The 18,025-nt window shown below is 61.4% G+C and carries 13 protein-coding genes; 8 read left to right on the top strand and 5 right to left on the bottom strand.

From position 1 onward, the window contains the following. Positions 1-9 precede the first annotated feature (9 nt). Together ACSQ3G_RS02110 and ACSQ3G_RS02105 are read left to right on the top strand one after the other, a co-directional pair. A complete protein-coding gene (locus ACSQ3G_RS02110; RefSeq protein WP_436108867.1) occupies positions 10-1,455 on the top strand; it encodes an FAD-binding oxidoreductase in 1,446 nt (481 codons plus the stop codon). Beyond that, entirely contained in the window at positions 1,452-1,832 is a 381-nt protein-coding gene (locus tag ACSQ3G_RS02105) for a winged helix-turn-helix domain-containing protein (protein ID WP_436108866.1), read from the top strand. The genes ACSQ3G_RS02110 and ACSQ3G_RS02105 overlap by 4 nt, the downstream gene beginning before the upstream one ends. A 16-nt stretch (positions 1,833-1,848) precedes the next feature. On the opposite strand, the gene ACSQ3G_RS02100 is transcribed toward ACSQ3G_RS02105, so the two are convergent. Then, entirely contained in the window at positions 1,849-4,440 is a 2,592-nt protein-coding gene (locus ACSQ3G_RS02100; protein ID WP_436108865.1) for a DUF1217 domain-containing protein, read from the bottom strand. Positions 4,441-4,744: 304 nt separating this feature from the next. Between ACSQ3G_RS02100 and ACSQ3G_RS02095 the strand changes: the two genes are divergently transcribed. Next, on the top strand, positions 4,745-5,311 hold the full coding sequence (locus tag ACSQ3G_RS02095) for a DUF6101 family protein (protein WP_105402033.1): 567 nt from the start codon (positions 4,745-4,747) through the stop codon (positions 5,309-5,311). An 80-nt stretch (positions 5,312-5,391) separates the two neighbouring features. Here the strand turns inward: ACSQ3G_RS02095 and ubiA are convergent, their stop codons facing one another. The 4 genes from ubiA to ACSQ3G_RS02075 form a co-directional block, all read right to left on the bottom strand. After that, positions 5,392-6,342, bottom strand: a complete 951-nt coding sequence (gene ubiA, locus ACSQ3G_RS02090) for a 4-hydroxybenzoate octaprenyltransferase (protein WP_436108864.1) — start codon at positions 6,340-6,342, stop codon at positions 5,392-5,394. A 169-nt stretch (positions 6,343-6,511) separates the two neighbouring features. After that, entirely contained in the window at positions 6,512-7,321 is an 810-nt protein-coding gene (locus ACSQ3G_RS02085; protein ID WP_436108863.1) for a MipA/OmpV family protein, read from the bottom strand. A gap of 100 nt (positions 7,322-7,421) precedes the next feature. Next, a complete protein-coding gene (locus ACSQ3G_RS02080; protein WP_436108862.1) occupies positions 7,422-8,678 on the bottom strand; it encodes a cyclopropane fatty acid synthase in 1,257 nt (418 codons plus the stop codon). Between the two features lie 170 nt (positions 8,679-8,848). Further along, a complete protein-coding gene (locus ACSQ3G_RS02075) occupies positions 8,849-11,146 on the bottom strand; it encodes a Tex family protein (protein WP_436108861.1) in 2,298 nt (765 codons plus the stop codon). A gap of 226 nt (positions 11,147-11,372) precedes the next feature. Between ACSQ3G_RS02075 and ACSQ3G_RS02070 the strand changes: the two genes are divergently transcribed. The 5 genes from ACSQ3G_RS02070 (at position 11,373) to ACSQ3G_RS02050 (ending at position 18,003) form a co-directional block, all read left to right on the top strand. Further along, positions 11,373-11,582, top strand: a complete 210-nt coding sequence (locus tag ACSQ3G_RS02070; protein ID WP_105418679.1) for a hypothetical protein — start codon at positions 11,373-11,375, stop codon at positions 11,580-11,582. 146 nt (positions 11,583-11,728) lie between these two features. Next, a complete protein-coding gene (gene purD, locus ACSQ3G_RS02065) occupies positions 11,729-13,000 on the top strand; it encodes a phosphoribosylamine--glycine ligase (RefSeq protein ID WP_436108860.1) in 1,272 nt (423 codons plus the stop codon). Between the two features lie 101 nt (positions 13,001-13,101). Continuing rightward, a complete protein-coding gene (locus ACSQ3G_RS02060) occupies positions 13,102-13,620 on the top strand; it encodes a plant virulence effector HPE1-like domain-containing protein (RefSeq protein WP_436108859.1) in 519 nt (172 codons plus the stop codon). Between the two features lie 278 nt (positions 13,621-13,898). After that, complete coding sequence (locus tag ACSQ3G_RS02055) at positions 13,899-15,752, top strand: methyl-accepting chemotaxis protein (RefSeq protein ID WP_436108858.1); 1,854 nt, start codon at positions 13,899-13,901, stop codon at positions 15,750-15,752. A 397-nt stretch (positions 15,753-16,149) separates the two neighbouring features. Then, on the top strand, positions 16,150-18,003 hold the full coding sequence (locus ACSQ3G_RS02050; RefSeq protein WP_436108857.1) for a methyl-accepting chemotaxis protein: 1,854 nt from the start codon (positions 16,150-16,152) through the stop codon (positions 18,001-18,003). Positions 18,004-18,025: the final 22 nt, after the last annotated feature.

Raw genomic sequence — 18,025 nt, 5'->3', positions numbered from 1 at the left:
GAGACGCCGATGGACATTTCAGGGCCGAACCCAGAGCTTCTCGACCGCTTCGCGGCGATCGTCGGTGAGAACCACGTCCTGCGCGACGCGAACGATCTTGCGCAGCATCTCGTCGAGGGCCGCGGGCTCTACAAGGGTTCTTCGCCTATGCTCCTGAAGCCGGGCTTGGTGGAGGAAGTGTCGGCGATCCTGAAGCTTGCAAGCGAGACCGGCACGCCGATCGTGCCGCAGACCGGCAATACCGGCCTCGTCGGGGGGCAGACGCCACGCACCGGCGGCAGCGACCTGATCGTCTCGCTCGAACGGATGAACCGCATCCGCGACGTCGATCCGGTCGCCAACGTGCTGGTCGCCGACGGCGGCGCCATCCTTGCCGACGTCCAGAAGGCGGCGGAAGCCGTCGACCGGCTGTTTCCCCTGTCGCTCGGTTCGGAAGGCTCCTGCCGCATCGGCGGCAATCTTTCCACCAATGCCGGCGGCACCGCCGTGCTGGCCTATGGCAATACCCGCCAGCTCTGCCTCGGGCTCGAAGTGGTGCTGCCGACAGGCGAGATCTGGGACGGCCTGCGCCGGCTCAAGAAGGACAATACCGGCTACGACCTGCGCGACCTCTTCATCGGCGCGGAAGGCACGCTCGGCATCATCACCGGCGCGGTGCTGAAACTCTTCCCGCAGCCGGTCGGGCACCAGGTCGCACTTGCCGGCCTCAACTCGCCGGCAGACGCGCTAAAACTCTTCGAGCGAGCCTCGAACCTCTGCGGCACGGCGCTGACCGGTTTCGAGCTGATGCCGCGCATCGGCATCGAATTCGTGGCCCGGCATATAGAGGGCGTGCGCGATCCGCTCTCCGAGCCGCATCCGTGGTATGCGCTGATCGACATCTCGACTTCGGATTCCGCCGAGACGGCCAGTTCCATGGTGCAGTCGCTGCTCGAACAGGGTTTTGAAGCGGGCCTCATCCGTGACGCCGTGATCGCCTCCTCCGTCGCCCAGCAGAAGGCGCTCTGGCACATGCGCGAAAGCATGTCCGACGCCCAGAAACCGGAGGGCGGATCGATCAAGCACGACGTGTCGGTGCCCGTCTCGAAAATCCCGAGCTTCATGGCCGAAGCCGAGCAGGCGGTGCTGGCAGCCATGCCGGGCGCCCGGGTCTGCGCCTTCGGCCATCTCGGCGACGGCAACATCCACTACAATATCTCGCAGCCGATCAGCGCTGACATGGCCGCCGACAAGGCAGCCTTCATCGGCCGCTGGCGGGAAATCAACGCGATCGTCCACGGCATCGTGCTCGCCGCCGGCGGGTCGATTTCGGCTGAACACGGCATCGGTCAATTGAAGCGCGACGAGCTTGCCCATATCCGCTCGCCGATCGAGATGGACCTGATGCGGCGCATCAAGCAGGCGTTCGATCCGGCCGGCATCATGAACCCCGGCAAGGTCGTGATCATTCCATGAGCCAACCGTCGAAGACCACGATACGAATCGACCTCGACAACGGCGTGCGGCTCGGTCCGGGCAAGGCGCAGCTTCTGGAATTGATCGCCCAACACGGCTCGATCCGGGCGGCTGGCGCCTCGATCGGCATGTCCTACAGGCGGGCATGGCTGCTCGGAGACGAAATCAACCGGATGTTCAAGGAGCCAGCGATCTTTACCCGCCATGGGGGGAAAAGCGGTGGGGGTGCGGGCCTGACAGAATTCGGCCAGGAACTGCTGTCCCGCTACCGGCGGATGGAAAAGGCGAGCCGCAACGCCATGCGCGCAGACCTCGACTGGCTCGAATCGAACGCCGATCCGCGCTTTGAGACGGCCGACAAGAGCGACGACGCCTGAGAAGACCGGTTCGCTCTCAGCTCAGCCTGATCTGGGACAATGCCCACAGCGTATCCGAGCTGATGCCGGCCGAGCCGCCGCTGCCACTCAGGATGCTGACCGCCGATGCGGTGTTCACGCTGTTCTCCAGATCGTACATGATCGTGAAGCGCTGCACCAATTTCCTGACCTTTTCCGGATCGGCCAGGTCTTCGAGATCGAGCTTTTTCTCCACTATCTTGGCCTGCTGATCGACATCCATGTTGCCGATTTCCGCCGGCAGGCTGAAGGTGACGCGGAAGAACTCCATCAGCGCCTCGTCGCCGAGGATCACGTAAGGGTCGGTGATGCTGTCGGACATGCGCTCGAAATAAAGCGCGAGGCGGACGCCCGGATTTTCCTCGCCCTGCTGGGTTTCGAGCATCTGGCGGACGTAAAGGTCCTGGGTCGCGACAACCTCGCCGCCGTTCTGGGCCTCGCCTGCGGCGCTGCGGTCGATGTCGCCCTTGGAATCGAAGTTGAAGGTGCCGACAATCTGCGCAAACCGCTTGTCCGTCTGGGTATTCACGAAGCTTTGGGGATCGGCAGGATCCGAGTTGAAAGCCTCCTTCAAGAAGTCGTTGGTGACCGTGGAAGGATCTATCCCCTTGGAGATCATCAGGATGTCGAGCGTCTTGCGGTCGGCCAGCAGTTCGTCGCGGCTGCCGATACGCTGCATCGCGTCGGTATAATATTTCGCCTCGGTCTGGGCCTTCGCCCTCGCCGCTTTGAGTTCATCGCCTTCCATGAACCGGCTTTGGCGCAGGATATAGTCCTTGGCGACGTTGGTGATCGCCGCATTGGACTGGAGCAGCACCTGCCGGGTGACGCCCCCCTTGCTGTCGAAATTGAAAAGCTTCGCAAGCGAGATGAACCGTTCGTCCTTCAGCTTGTAGATGTAGCTGTTCGGATCGGAAAGGTCGCTTTTCAGGGCGCTTTTGATCGTCAATTTCGAAACGGTCGTCGGATCGAGGCCAACCGCCTCGAGAGCGAACTTGTAAGAGTCGTTGGCATCCGCGCTCAGGAAGTCGTCAAGCGTCTTCACGGCCGTGAGGTCGAGCTTGTAGAACTTGATGGCCTTTTCGAGATCCGCTTCCTGCTTGTCGTCCCAGCGGCTCATATAGTTGCTGCGGGTGGAGCTGGTCTGCAATTCGTCCTGGGCCTGGCCGGCGGCGACGGTACCGTCGGTATTGAAATTGAAGGCCTTCGCCAGGTCGAGATATTCCGGATTGGTCGCGCCGAACCGGTTCGCGTAGCTGTCCGGATCGGAGAGGTCGCTCGTCAGGATCTGCTCGATCGTCGATTTCACGACCGTGGCCTTGTCGAGATTGAAGGCGACCCTGATATATTTGAGAAGTCGCGGGTCGTCGATGAAGTCGCTGATATTGTCCGCCGTCTTGAGCTCCTGCTCGAAGAGCTCCTGGTTGAACATCGCCTCGGCATGGGTGATACGGGTCTGCTTGTTGAAGAAGCCGCCGACGATCTCCAGCAGCTTTTCCTGAGTGACCGCGCCGCCTGCCGGCACCGAGCCGTCCGCATTGAAGTTGAAATCCTCGGCAAGCGATTTCATCAAGCCGAGATAAGGCGCGTCGGACGCCCCGGCGGCGATGAGCTTTGCTAGTTCGGCGCGCCGCTCGGCCGTCTGGGCGATCGGCACCAGCCTGCCATCCAGCTCGGTGTAACGCGTCTGCGATGTGGCAAGAGTGTCCTGGTCCCTCTGGATCGCCTCTACCGTTTTTGTCAATTCCACCTGCATAGCGTCGATCTGGGATTGGACCGCCGCGGGATCGCTGCTGCCGGGCAATTCAGCCTGCTTGGCGGCGATCTGGGTTTCGAGATCGGTTTTCCTCTGCTGGCCAAGCGCGAGCGAGTCCTGCAGAGCGGGAATGCCGGTACTGAGGCTCAGCCGCTCGGCAAGCTCGCTGTCCTCGGTTTTCATCGCATTATGCTGGTCGAGAGTGTTGCCGTAGGCGGTGTTGTAGAAGCTGGTCGGGTCGGCCGGATCGCTAACCAGCACGCCGCGGATCGCATTGTAATTGTAGTATTTCGTATCGATGCCATAGGCGGTGAACAGGTAATCGCGGAGCCTCGGATTGGCGAGCAGCTGGTCGACATTGGTGATATTGCCGGCCTCGCCCAGCATCGCCTTGAAATAACGGGTGTCGTCCTCGAACACATCGTTCTGGGCGGCGATCGTCTGGTCATAGGTATCGAAGAGCTCCTCCATCTGCCCATTGGACTGGGCGGCGGCCCCTTCTCCGTTGGAAACGCCGAAATTGAAGGCTGCAGCGATATTCTGATATCGATCGTCGGTCAGGCGGTTCGCAAAGCTGTTGTCGTCGCTGAGATCGCTTTCCAGCACCTGCTTCATGAACGCCTTGGCGTAGATCATGTCGTCCAGGCCATGCGCCTGCATCGCATAGGAATAGAGACGATAGTTATCGAGGAACTCGTCGACCGTTTTAATCTTGCCGATATTTTCCTGGTAGTATTTCGTGTCGCTGACGACCATCGTCTGCCCGGCGATCGTCTTCAGGCTTTTCTGCATGTCGCGATTGACAAGATCGAAGGTGAGATAGGTCGATACCACGGAAAGGCCCCACGAGTCGGAATGATGCTGCCGCAATCATCGCGACCTAGCCTTGCCCGGGGCTTTTCTGGGCGTTCCGGCGTCCCGCCGGGATTGTCCCAGGCCTGCACAGGAAAGCCGCGATTCACCTTCCAGAAACCCAAAAGCGTGCCCTTTCGCTAACCATCCAGGCAGGCAAGGCTTCTTTAACCGCTATTTTTAAGCAGTCTCGAACATGGCCCGCCCTATGCTTTGGCTATCAGAGGACAAAAGTCCCGTAGAGAAACCGGCAACGGCTCTCAGGTAAAACAAGGGTAGCATATCGATGACCAACACTGTTCTGAAGCCCGTTTGGGCAGGGTCGACATTCAGGCTCGATCCGTCTCGTTTCCCGCAGCAGGTTACCTATGCGCTGCGCGAGACATCAGGAGATGTCTCCATCACCATCGACGAACGCGGCGCTGTGCTGCGTAAGATCCTTCCCGCAAGCGGCCTGCCGCTCTCCTTCGCTTTGCCCGCCCGTGCCTTCAAAGGTGTTGCGGCCCGCGCCATAGACCACGGCGACGGCGAAGTGACGGTCACGCTCGAACTGCATCACGACGATCCGGATTTGTGCATTCCGCTGCTCGTCGCCCACGACCTCTGCGACATCGCCGCCGACTGGCGGAGCTGGTCGGACGCCTATCGCATTCCGATGCTGATGGTGGAAGCCGACGGCATCGCCCGGCCGCTGGAAAACCATATCGGCGACGTGCGCACCAGTGCCGTCAGGCAGCGCCGCCGTCATTCCTATTTCGCAGCCCGTCGTCCGCGCTTCCTGGTCCGCCGCACCACCGGCAGCCTCGGCGTGACGATGAAGATCGAAGGCAAGGAGATTATCGCGCGTCGGTAGGGCTTTGCTTGTCCCTTTGTCCACCGCCCGCGCGATAAGGTGGGAGAGAGCCCGATCCTCAAGCGGTCGGGCTTTTTCCATTAAAGGGCGAGCGACAGGGCGAGGCCGGCAAACAGGATCGCGCCGACCCGGTTGTTGGACTTGAAAAGCCTCAGGCACTGGTCGGCATTGTCGATATCGAGGACCAGAACCTGCCAGCCGAACATCACCGCCGCGACGAAAAGGCCGAGATAGGCCAGGAAACCGGCGCCAGCCGATCCGAAAGCGAGCAGCAGGAAGACGAGCGTCAGGCCGTAAAGGCCGATCAGCCAGGGCTTGGTATTGTCGCCGAACAGACGCGCGGTCGAGCGTACCCCGATCAGCTCGTCATCCTCCTTGTCCTGATGGGCATAGATCGTGTCGTATCCGATCGTCCAGGCAATGGCGGCGAGGTAGAGCCAGATGGCCGCAAGCGAAAGACTGCCGAACGTTGCGGCCCAGCCCATCAGCGCGCCCCAGGAAAAGGCGAGACCGAGGAAAAATTGCGGCCAGTCGGTAAACCGCTTGGCGAACGGATAGATCGCCACCACTGCCAGGGACAGGATGCCGAGCAGGATGGTGAAAGCGTTGAACTGGACAAGGACGAGCAGACCGACCAACGCCTGCACGGCGATGAAGACCTTGGCCTCGAAGCGCGAGACGCGGCCGGAGGGCAGCGGCCGCGAGCGGGTGCGCGCCACTTCCATGTCGATGTCATGGTCGACCAGATCGTTATAGGTGCAGCCGGCCCCGCGCATTGCGACCGACCCCAAGAAGAACAGCACGAGGTGGAAAAGCAGGAGGCCGAGGGAAAACGCGCCCTCCTCCTTCGCAGTATTCGCCGCCAGTGCCGCGGACCAGAAACACGGCCACATCAGAAGCTGCCAGCCGATCGGCCGGTCCCACCTTGCAAGCTGCGCATAGGGCCAGGCCGGCCGCGGCAGAACGCGGTAGACCCAGTTGTCGGATGGAGCGTCGGCCACGCGGCCGCTGAAATCGTCGGCGTTCGTCATGTCCGGTTCTAGCGCCGGCCGAACGTTACGGTCAAGCCGGCGCTTTGTCGCCTCACTAGCGTGGAAGAGCTACGCCTTCCGGCGCGGAAGAGCCGCGCCTTCCGTCGTGAGCACGCTCACGACTTAGGGCGTAGAAGAGCTACGCTCTCCGGCGCGGAAGAGCCGCGCCTTAGGGAAGCGAGAAGCCGAATTTGTAGCTTGCCGAAACGCCGAACATCAGCTGGTTCTTGGAACCCCGCTCGCGCACCAGGCTGCTGTCGGCGACATCGCCCGTCAGCCGCTTGTATTCGGCAAACGAGGTGAGCTCGAGCTGTTCGGTCGCCTTCCAGGTCAACGCCGCACCGACGCCGACAGAATGCAGGCCGCTGCCCGGATCGTAGGCGGAGAGGCCCGACGCTGCGGACTCGCTCGGGGTGACCTTGTAATAGGCGTCGTTGTAGCCGTTGCTTGCCCAGGTCGCCCGGGGACCGCCGGAAAGCCTGAGATCCGGCTGCAGATCCGTGAAAGCATCGACCGAGACATCGGCGACGACGCCGTCGTGGCTGCGGATGCCCTGGCGGATTTCGGCCCGGGCGCGGATCCAGTCGGTCGGATAGATATCGACGAAGCCACCGAGTTCGCCGCCGAGCTTGACCTTCTTCAGACCCTTCAGGTCGTCGGACGTGTCGCCGTCGCGCGGCATGATCAGCTTGGCGGCCACGCCCGCGCGGATCGAACCCTGGTCGATCAGCGCGAAGGAGATGCTGTCGTTGCGGGAGGAGAAACGTGCCTGTTTGCTGTTCTGACGGCCGAGCGAGATGATCGGCGAGAACTGCAGGCTGCGGCCGTTGTCACCCTCGAATTTCGGTGCGACGAAACCGGCGCCGCCGAGCGTCAGGTACCAGTCGCCGGACCAGAAACCTTCCTGAGCCCCGGCGCTGCCGGGAGAAACGATCGAAAAGACGGAAATGAAAAGGGCAGCCCGAAGAGGCAGGGACATGGCAATGGATCCTGAAAACGCAAAACAGAACAGAGACCCCACTGGGGATTTCTGTTCTATTATCGCATTTCCATTGCCAGCTTGTTAACCAAGCGGAAGATCACACCGCAACCTTGTCAAGCGGGATGCGACTTTCTTCGAAGGCCTTGAGCTCCGCCTCGCGCTCGTAGATGTAGTCGCGATTGTCCGGAACGGCCGTGCGTTTCTTGACGATCTGCATCTGGAAGATGAAGAAGCTTTCGTGGGTGAAGGCCATTTCCGAACCGGCCAGATAGAACTCCCACATCCGCACGAAACGATCGTCGTAAAGCGCCGCCGCCTTGTCCTTGTTGGCGATGAACCGCTCGCGCCAGTGGCGCAGCGTATGGGCGTAGTGCATCGGCAGGATTTCGATGTCGGAGACGAGCAGGCCGGCCTTCTCGACCGCCGGAATCACTTCCGAGATCGCCGGGATGTAACCGCCCGGGAAGATATATTTCTCGATCCAGGGATTGTTGATCAGGGCCGGATAGGGCTGGCCGATCGAATGCAGCACCATGACGCCGTCATCGGCGAGCACGTCGTTCACCTTGTCGAAGAACTTTTGATAGTTCAGCCGGCCCACATGCTCGAACATGCCAACGGAAACGATGCGGTCATAACGCTTGTCCGGGGCTAAGTAATAATAGTCCTGCAACTCGAAGCGGACGCTATTGGCAAGACCGCGCTTGGCGGCGCGCTGGCGGGAAATCTTGAGCTGCTGGGTCGAGAGCGTGATGCCGGTCACATCGACGCCGGACGATTCCGACAGATACATGGCCATGCCGCCCCAGCCGGAGCCGATCTCCAGCGCCTTCTGGCCCGGCTCGGCAAGCAGCTTGGCGACGATGTGGCGCTTCTTGGCGATCTGCGCCTCGTCGAGCGAAATGCCCGGCGGATTGAAATAGGCACAGGAATATTGCCAGTCCTCGTCGAGGAAGAGCGAAAACAGCTTTTCGTTGAGATCGTAATGATGGGCGACGTTGCGCCGATTGTGGTTGATCGGCACGCGATTGCGGAACTGGGAAACCAGCACGCGGGCGATGCCACGCCAGATCATCCCGAAGGTCAGGCCTTCGCTGAGGGTGTTGTCCTTGATAAGCGCCAGGAACTCGTAGATGTCGCCGTCATCGATGACGAGACGGCCGTCCATGTAGAGCTCGCCGAGCTTCAAGGGAGGATCCGCCACCAGTTCGCGTTCGGCGGCCTCATCGATAAAGCGTATCGAAACGGACCGCCCACCGCCGCCGCCATAACGCTGCTCGCCGGCCGAAGCGCGTACGATCAAAGTTCCAGTCTTGATGATTTTGCTGAGAAGATTGTGAAGGGACGAGGCCACGGACCCACCTCCAATAATACTAAGGATGCCTTACTAATCCAAAATCTAGTCGCTTCTTTGCGACTTTCAAGCACATTGCGACCATGAAAATGACATAAAAAAACAGGCCGTCAAACCCTTGGCTGACGGCCCGCACGCTGTGATTGAGATTTTCCGGAAGCCGGTGAAATTTACTTGCGTTTTAAAGCTTCTGCGAGTGCTGCACCGAAGGCGCCCTGAGATGAAGGTTTTTCAGTTTTCATCATTTTCGGGTTAACCGGCCGGACGTCGCGGTCTCCGCGGGGAGCGGGTGCCGCCTCGCCGCCGTCCTTCCGCATCGTCAGCGCTATCCTCTTGCGCTTCACATCGACCTCGACAACGCGCACTTTGACGACGTCGCCGGCCTTTACCACCTCATGCGGGTCCTTGATGAAGCGGTCGGCGAGCTGCGAGACATGGACCAGCCCGTCCTGGTGCACGCCGATATCGACGAAAGCGCCGAAGGCGGCGACATTGGTGACGGCCCCTTCGAGCATCATGCCCGGCTTCAGGTCGGTGATCTCGTCCACGCCTTCTGCAAAAGTGGCGGTCTTGAAGCTCGGGCGCGGGTCGCGGCCGGGCTTTTCCAGTTCGGCGATGATATCCTTGACGGTCGGCAGACCGAAGGTCTCGTCGATGAACCGCTTCGGGTCGAGCGCCTTGAGCGCCGCGCTGTCGCCCATCAGCGAGCGCAGGTCGCGGCCGCAGGCGGCGACGATCTTCTTGGCGACGCCATAGGCTTCCGGATGGACGGCGGACGAATCCAGCGGTTCCTTGCCGTTCGGAATGCGCAGGAAGCCTGCCGCCTGTTCGAAGGTACGGTTTCCGAGACGGGCGACCTTCAGCAGGTCCTTGCGGCTCGAAAAAGCGCCGTTCTGGTCGCGATGGGCGACGATCGCCTCGGCGATCGAGCGGCTGAGGCCGGAGACGCGGGCGAGCAGCGGCGCGGACGCCATGTTCAAATCGACGCCGACCGCGTTCACCGCGTCTTCGACCACCGCATCCAGCGAGCGGGAGAGTTTTCCCTGGTCGACATCGTGCTGGTACTGGCCGACGCCGATCGATTTCGGTTCGATCTTGACCAGTTCCGCCAGCGGATCCTGAAGGCGGCGGGCGATGGAAACTGCGCCGCGCAGCGACACATCGAGGCCGGGGAATTCGAGAGCGGCGGTTTCCGACGCCGAATAGACCGATGCGCCGGCTTCCGAGACGATGACCTTGGTGGGCTTCTGCCCGGGCAGGTTCAGCAGCATGTCGGCGACCAGCTTTTCCGTCTCGCGGCTGCCGGTGCCGTTGCCGATGGCGATCAGCTCGACATTGTGTTCGCGGACCAGCGAGGCGAGCTCGGCCTGGGTACCGCGGATGTCGTTCTTCGGGGGGAACGGGTAGACGGTGGTGGTTTCCAGCAGCTTGCCGGTGGCATCGACGATCGCCACCTTGACGCCGGTGCGGATGCCCGGATCGAGGCCCATCGTGGTGCGCGAGCCGGCGGGTGCGGCGAGCAGCAGGTCCTTGAGGTTGCGGGCGAACACGTGGATCGCCTCCTCCTCGGCGCGCTCACGCAATTCGCGCATCAGGTCGAGTGACAGCGAGACCGAGAGCTTGACACGCCAGGTCCAGCCGGCGGCTTCCATCAGCCAACGGTCGGCGGCCCCACGGTCGCGGATATCGAAGGCGAGCGCGATGATACGCTGGGCGGGTTTTACCGGCGACGGATCGTCCTGGTCGACTTCGATCGTCAGCGTCAGGAATTCCTCGTTCCAGCCGCGCAGCATGGCAAGCGCGCGGTGGCCGGGAGCGGTCGCCCAGCGCTCTGAATGATCGAAATAATCGGAGAACTTGGCGCCGGCCTCCTGCTTGCCGTCGACCACCCTGGCCTTCAGCGTCGCACCAGCCCGCATATGCTGGCGCAGCCGGCCGAGCAGGTCGGCATTTTCGGAGATCGTCTCGGCGACGATATCGCGGGCGCCTTCGAGCGCACCCTTCACGTCAGCGACCTCGTCCTTGACATAGGCTTCGGCAAGCTTTGCCGGATCGGCGTTGCGGTCGGCCCAGATCGCTTCGGCCAAGGGTCCGAGGCCACGTTCGCGGGCAATCTCGGCGCGGGTGCGGCGCTTCGGCTTGTAGGGGAGATAGAGGTCTTCGAGCTCGGCCTTGGTTGTGGCCTTGCCGATCTTTGCGGCAAGCTCGTCGGTCATCTTGCCCTGCGAATTGACCGAATCGACGATGGTGGAACGGCGTGCTTCGAGCTCGCGCAGATAGACCAGGCGTTCAGACAGGTTGCGGAGCTGGGTATCGTCCAGCCCGCCGGTCACTTCCTTGCGGTAGCGCGCAATGAACGGCACGGTGGCGCCCTCGTCGATCAGCCCGATCGCGGCGGCGGCCTGTTCGGGACGGGCATTGATTTCCGCGGCAATCGCGGCGGCAAGGAAACGGAGATCGGCGGCCATGGGCGTCCTCGTTCAAATGGGAGGCGCGACCATAGTCGAAGTTTGTGGCAAGGCAACGTGGCGAATGCCGGTTCCACAATTTGCTTGGCGCCAACCGTGCCGGAACGAGACATGGGGTGACCGATTGCTAACCAAGGCCCTGTGGAAAAGAACCAACGCACTCTCACCTCCGGCAAGAGGCTATTAAAATCATTCCGCCGCATGATGTGGCCGAATGGAGATACGAATGCCCAAAAACGCCGCCAGGACACTGGCATTTGACACGGCGGTCGCCAATGAAGAGCTAGAGGCTGCCATTTCCTATCTCGAACAGAAGCTGAACGATGCGTCCCTTCGGAACGAACCGGTACCTTTCCTCGCCTATCGGAACAGGGTGATCTTCCAGACGACACTGGACATCCGACGTGGCGCCAAAAATCGGCGCGGTGAATTCTGACCTTTATCGAACGCAACGGCCTCCCATCGAAACGCCATGATGGCCACAAGATGGGAGGCCACCTAAGCCTTGGCCCTTGACCTTTGCCTCCCCTCCCCTTAACCGCCGCGCAAGGCCAAGGTTTTCAGCGCAGGCGAGGGCAGGACATGAAGGTTCTCTTGATCGGTTCGGGTGGACGCGAGCACGCGCTCGCCTGGAAACTCGCCCAGTCTCCGAAACTCGGCAAACTCTACGCCGCCCCCGGCAATCCCGGCATCGCCGATCATGCCGAACTCGTATCGCTCGACATCGACGATCATGCCGCCGTCGCGGCCTTCTGCCTCGACAATGCAATCGGTCTCGTCGTCGTCGGGCCGGAAGCGCCGCTCGTCGCCGGGCTTGCGGACCATCTCCGCGCCAAGGGCATTGCGACCTTCGGTCCTTCCGCAGCCGCGGCCCAACTCGAAGGCTCGAAGGGTTTCACCAAGGACCTCTGCGCCCGCTATAATATCCCGACCGGCGCCTATCGCCGCTTCACCGACGCTGCCGAGGCCAAGGCCTATGTGCGCGAACAGGGCGCGCCGATCGTCGTGAAGGCAGACGGGCTTGCCGCCGGCAAGGGCGTCACCGTTGCCATGGTGCTCGACGAGGCGCTTGCGGCAATCGACGACTGCTTCGACGGCGCCTTCGGGTCGGCCGGTGCCGAAGTGGTGGTCGAAGCCTATCTCGACGGCGAGGAGGCGAGCTTCTTCTGCCTGTCCGACGGCAAGACGGCGCTGGCGCTGGCGACGGCCCAGGACCACAAGCGGGTCGGCGACGGCGATACCGGCCCGAATACCGGCGGCATGGGCGCCTATTCGCCCGCTCCCGTGATGACACCGGACATGGTCGCGCGCACCATGAAGGAGATCATCGAGCCGACGATCCGCGGCATGGCGACAAGCGGGCATCCCTTTACCGGCGTATTCTTCGCCGGATTGATGATCACCGCCAAGGGTCCGGAACTGATTGAATACAATGTCCGCTTCGGCGATCCCGAATGCCAGGTGCTGATGATGCGGCTGAAGAGCGACCTGCTCGACCTGCTTCATGCGGCAGCGACCGAAACGCTCGACCAGGTTTCCGCCGAGTGGAGCGACGACGTGGCGCTGACCGTGGTGATGGCCTCCAAGGGTTATCCAGGCGCCTACGACAAGGGCACCCCGATCGCCCACCTGCCGGAGGATGCTGCCGGCGGGAAGATTTTTCACGCCGGGACGGCTCTCAAGGACGGCAAACTTGTCGCAACCGGTGGCCGCGTGCTGAACGTCACGGCGACCGCCGGGACCGTCGCGGACGCGCAGGCGCGCGCCTACGGACTCGTGGACCAGGTCGAATGGGAAAACGGCTTCTGCCGCCGCGATATCGGCTGGCAGGCAGTAGCGCGCGAAAAGAGCTGAGTGCCGGAAACGCCAAGTTCATTCAAAATTTACCGATTATCCAGACGGGATAGAAACGAAGCGGCAGTAAACATTGGGAACCTCAAGAAGGATTCCCGGTCATGCGTCTCGTTCTGGCTACAGCTCTGGTGTTTGCAAGCGGTTCCGCTTTCGCGTCGTCGATCACGGTGATCAACAGCACACATCAGCCAGGCGTCAGTATCGTCACCAAGACCTGCGCAAGCTGCCCGGTCGCCGTGGCGCCGACATCGGACGAGGCAGCCTACAAGGTTCCCGATCTGCCGGCCGGCACCCAGAAGACGGAAATCATCGAGATCAACGGTGAGAAGAAGCTGGCGCGCACCGAAGCCTGGCTCGGCGGCTCGCCGGTGGTCCATGTCAGCAAGCTGCCCAAATGGATGGCTGAGGAAAAGGCCATTGCCGAGCTTCACCCGACGACCAACGGCTCGACCCAGACGCAGATCGTCGCCGCCGAAGCACCGAGTGACGGCATCGATACCGACGCCATGACCAGTGCCGTGAAGACAATCGGCGACGCGTCGGTCGGAATTGCCGAAGCTTCGCTCGCGCCGAAGCCGCTGGCCCTCGACATGTTCGAGCTGCGCACCAACCGGTTCTAAGTTAGAAAATCATTATATTTACATAGCAGAAAGTGCTTCTGGAACGCCGTTTCACGGCATGCGCGCAAATTGTGCATCATCAAATCCGACCTGCTCAAAATATTTGCGTTCGGGCCTGTCAAGACCCCGATAATTAAATTTTTATTCAAATGTTCGAGATCACTCTCCCGTCATAGTGCGATGTGAGCACGTGACCGGCGCAGGACGCGCTTCCCCAAAAACTTCGCCCCGCTCCGGCTCCTCCGGGAGAGTTCGGCTGCCTGAAAGTGAGTCGAAACATGAAGAATCTCAAGATTTCCCACCAGTTATTGACCATGGTGGCAGTGCTCATGGTGGCTTTTACCGCCGTCACCTACTATCAGATCCGCACGTCGATCGCCTCCATCTATGCCGAGCGCTACGAAATGCTGCGCACCCAGGTGGAATCGGGCATTTCCATCCTGCAATCCTATTACGACCGGGAAAAATCGGGCGAGCTGAAGCGCGAGGACGCGCAGAAATTGGCTTACGCAACCGTGGCAGGGATCAAATACGAGCCGGCCGGCTACATCTTCGGCCTGAACTACGAGACGGTGACGCAGTTCCACTTCAATTCCAAACTGATCGGCGTGAACCAGAAGGGTCAGCCGGACAAGATGGGCAACCTGTTCCGCGAAGAGATGGTCGCCAAGGGCCGTGCCGGCGGCGGCGTTACCACCTATTACTGGGAAAAGCCCGGCATGCCGGCTGACAAGGTCTTCGAAAAGGCCGCCTATTCCCGCGCCTTCGAGCCTTGGCAGCTCATTGTCGGCACAGGCGTTTACACCGACGACCTCGACGCCAAGATCAACAAGACGATCCTGGAAGTGGTCGGCATCGGCTTCGTCGCCTTCCTGTTCGCACTCGGCGTCGCCGTCCTCGTCATCCGCAACATCACCAAGCCGCTCGCCGCCGTGCACACGGCGCTGGAGGCCGTCGCCGACGAAAACGTCACCGCGACGATCCCGCATACGGACATGTCGAACGAAGTGGGCATGATGGCGAAGGCCACCCAGGCTCTGCAGGAAAAGATCCGCGAACGCCACGCCATGGCCGATCGCGAGGAAAAACAGAAGACGGAACTCGATCGCGAGCGCCAGCAGAATGTCGATATGCAGCAGCAGGAAGCCGCGCTGCAGACCCGCGTGGTCTCCACCATCGGCGAAGCGCTGGAAGCGCTTGCCCAGGGAGACCTCACTGTCCGCTGCAGCGATCTCGGAGCGCGTTACGAGACGTTGCGCCACAACTTCAACGAAGCGCTCGCCCATCTCGAAGCAGCGATGAGCAAGGTCAATGCCAAGGGCATCGATATCGGCGGCTCGAAGGAAGAAATCCGCCGCGCCTCAAGCGAGCTGTCGCAACGCACCGAACGCCAGGCCGCCAATCTCGAAGAGACGTCGGCGGCGCTCGACGAACTCACCGTCGCCGTTCGCCAGACGGCCGAAGGTGCACACGAGGCGGCCCAGCGCGTCACCTCGGTCAGCGCCGAGGCCACCCGTTCCGACCAGATCGTCGCTCAGGCGATCGACGCGATGGGCGGCATCGAACATTCGTCGGACGAGATCTCCAAGATCATCGGCGTCATCGACGATATCGCCTTCCAGACCAATCTTCTGGCATTGAACGCAGGCGTCGAAGCGGCCCGCGCTGGCGAATCCGGCAAGGGTTTTGCGGTCGTTGCCCAGGAAGTCCGCGAACTCGCCCAGCGCTCCGCCGCTGCGGCAAAGGAGATCAAGGATCAGATCTCGCGTTCTTCCGGACAGGTGCAGAACGGCGTCCGCCTCGTCGGCGAAGCCGGCGAAGCCCTGAAGCGGATTTCCAACCAGGTGAAGGCGGCGAGCGACATCGTCGGCAAGATCGCCCATTCGGCTTCCGAACAGGACACCACGCTGCGCTCGATCTCGTCGTCGCTGAACCAGCTCGACGCTGCGACCCAGCACAATGCGGCGATGGCGGAAGAAACCACCGCCTCGGCCGAAGCGCTTGCCGCCGACACCGATGAACTGCTGAGCCTGATCAGCAGCTTCCGCATCAGTGCAGGCCAGGACACCGGCTACAATGCCGGCGCCGGCAACCTCAACCGCGTCGCGCAGAAAATGCGCCGGGCCAGCTAATTAAAGTTAGTCGGGGGACGGGGAACCGCCGGGTCGAAAGATCCGGCGGCTTGCATCATAAGAGAGAATTAGCCTAAGTATAAATACGAAACTCAAGTCTACAACCGTAGATTTTAGATATTATTGTCAAATCTTTTCGATTTATGGAGCATTAGTGTTCCGAATTCCCTTTATTGTCGACAACTTTAAATACACAGCCCCATGAAAACATACACGTAATTTTTCCAGGTATTAAATATCCTTCCTGAAATTCGCTTTTGTTAAATTTTTATTCAAATATTGCACCATATTCTCTCAAGTGTGCGATGCAGCACATCTCCATGCGCAGAAGCGCCTCTCCATTCAGAATCATTCTTCCAAGTCGCTCGAGGCGAGCTCAATCACTTATGGAACGAACATGAAAAACCTGAGGATTTCAAACCAGCTCGTCCTGCTGGTTCTGGCCCTGATCGCCGGCTTCGCCGTCGTGACCTATTTCGAACTCCAGACCTCGACGCGGGCTATCTATGCCGAGCGGTATGGAATGCTGCGGACCCAGGTGGAGTCAGGTATCGGCATCCTCAAGAAGTTCCAGCAGCGTGAGGCGGCCGGTGAGCTGACGCGCGCAGAAGCCCAGAAACAGGCCTTCGTCGCAGTCTCCGCCATGAGCTTCCAGCCCGACGGCTATCTCTTTGCCTATGACTACGACGTGAAGATGCTGATGCATCCCGATCCGAAGAAGGTCGGCGAGAGCGGCAAGGGCAAACCTGATTCCGCCGGGAAACTGTTCCGCGACGAAATGGTCTCCGTTGGCAAATCCGGCGGCGGAATTGTCGACTATATGAGCACGACCAAGCCCGGTCTGCCTGATGGCAATTTTTCGAAGAGTTCCTATGCGAAGGCATTCGAGCCCTGGCAGATGGTCCTTGCGACAGGCGTCTACACCGACGACCTGCAGGCACAGATTCGCGGAATGGTGCTGGACGCACTCGCTACCGGCGCCTTCGCGTTGATAATCGCCCTTGCGGCTGCCTATGTGGTGATCCGCGGCATCACCAAGCCGCTCGCCGCCGTGCATGGCACGCTTCAGGCGGTCGCCGACGAAAACGTCACGATCGCCATCCCGCATACGGACATGTCGAACGAAGTGGGCATGATGGCGAAGGCCACCCAGGCGCTGCAGGAAAAGATCCGCGAACGCCATGCCATGGCCCATCGCGAGGAAAAGCAGCGCCAGGAGCTCGACCGCGAACGCCAGCAGAACCTCGACGGCCAGCAGCAGGAAGCCGCAAGCCAGGCCCGCGTGGTCTCCACCATCGGCGAAGCGTTGGAATCACTCGCCCAAAGCGACTTGACGATCCGCTGCGGCGATCTCGGCCCGCGTTACGAGACGCTGCGCCACAACTTCAACGAAGCACTCGCCCATCTCGAAGCGGCGATGAGCAAGGTCAATGCCAAGGGCATCGACATCGGCGGCTCGAAGGAAGAAATCCGCCGCGCCTCAAGCGAGCTGTCGCAACGCACCGAACGCCAGGCCGCCAATCTCGAAGAGACGTCGGCGGCGCTCGACGAACTCACCGTCGCCGTTCGCCAGACGGCCGAAGGTGCACACGAGGCGGCCCAGCGCGTCACCTCGGTCAGCGCCGAGGCCACCCGTTCCGACCAGATCGTCGCTCAGGCGATCGACGCGATGGGCGGCATCGAACATTCGTCGGACGAGATCTCCAAGATCATCGGCGTCATCGACGATATCGCCTTCCAGACCAATCTTCTGGCATTGAACGCAGGCGTCGAAGCGGCCCGCGCTGGCGAATCCGGCAAGGGTTTTGCGGTCGTTGCCCAGGAAGTCCGCGAACTCGCCCAGCGCTCCGCCGCTGCGGCAAAGGAGATCAAGGATCAGATCTCGCGTTCTTCCGGACAGGTGCAGAACGGCGTCCGCCTCGTCGGCGAGGCCGGCGAGGCCCTGAAGCGGATTTCCAACCAGGTGAAGGCGGCGAGCGACATCGTCGGCAAGATCGCCCATTCGGCCTCCGAACAGGACACTACGCTGCGCTCGATCTCGTCTTCGCTGAACCAGCTCGACGCGGCGACCCAGCACAATGCGGCAATGGCGGAAGAAACGACCGCCTCGGCCGAAGCGCTTGCCGCCGACACCGATGAGTTGCTGAGCCTGATCAGCAGCTTCCGCATCAGTGCAGGCCAGGACACCGGCTACAATGCCGGCGCCGGCAGCCTCAACCGCGTCGCGCAGAAAATGCGCCGCGCGAGCTGACCAAAGTTAGTCGGGGGACGGG

This window comes from Neorhizobium tomejilense, from assembly GCF_964254135.1.
GTDB lineage: Bacteria > Pseudomonadota > Alphaproteobacteria > Rhizobiales > Rhizobiaceae > Neorhizobium > Neorhizobium tomejilense.
This window is presented reverse-complemented; position numbering and strand designations above follow the sequence as displayed.

Excerpts from the sequence above, each read along its gene's own strand:
- ACSQ3G_RS02110 (WP_436108867.1), top strand. The coding sequence starts at position 10 with ATGGACATTTCAGGGCCGAACCCAGAGCTTCTCGACCGCTTCGCGGCG.
- ACSQ3G_RS02060 (WP_436108859.1), top strand. The coding sequence starts at position 13,102 with ATGCGTCTCGTTCTGGCTACAGCTCTGGTGTTTGCAAGCGGTTCCGCT.
- ACSQ3G_RS02105 (WP_436108866.1), top strand. The coding sequence starts at position 1,452 with ATGAGCCAACCGTCGAAGACCACGATACGAATCGACCTCGACAACGGC.
- ACSQ3G_RS02095 (WP_105402033.1), top strand. The coding sequence starts at position 4,745 with ATGACCAACACTGTTCTGAAGCCCGTTTGGGCAGGGTCGACATTCAGG.
- ACSQ3G_RS02085 (WP_436108863.1), bottom strand. The coding sequence starts at position 7,321 with ATGTCCCTGCCTCTTCGGGCTGCCCTTTTCATTTCCGTCTTTTCGATC.
- ACSQ3G_RS02075 (WP_436108861.1), bottom strand. The coding sequence starts at position 11,146 with ATGGCCGCCGATCTCCGTTTCCTTGCCGCCGCGATTGCCGCGGAAATC.
- ACSQ3G_RS02050 (WP_436108857.1), top strand. The coding sequence starts at position 16,150 with ATGAAAAACCTGAGGATTTCAAACCAGCTCGTCCTGCTGGTTCTGGCC.
- ACSQ3G_RS02070 (WP_105418679.1), top strand. The coding sequence starts at position 11,373 with ATGCCCAAAAACGCCGCCAGGACACTGGCATTTGACACGGCGGTCGCC.
- ACSQ3G_RS02055 (WP_436108858.1), top strand. The coding sequence starts at position 13,899 with ATGAAGAATCTCAAGATTTCCCACCAGTTATTGACCATGGTGGCAGTG.
- purD (WP_436108860.1), top strand. The coding sequence starts at position 11,729 with ATGAAGGTTCTCTTGATCGGTTCGGGTGGACGCGAGCACGCGCTCGCC.
- ubiA (WP_436108864.1), bottom strand. The coding sequence starts at position 6,342 with ATGACGAACGCCGACGATTTCAGCGGCCGCGTGGCCGACGCTCCATCC.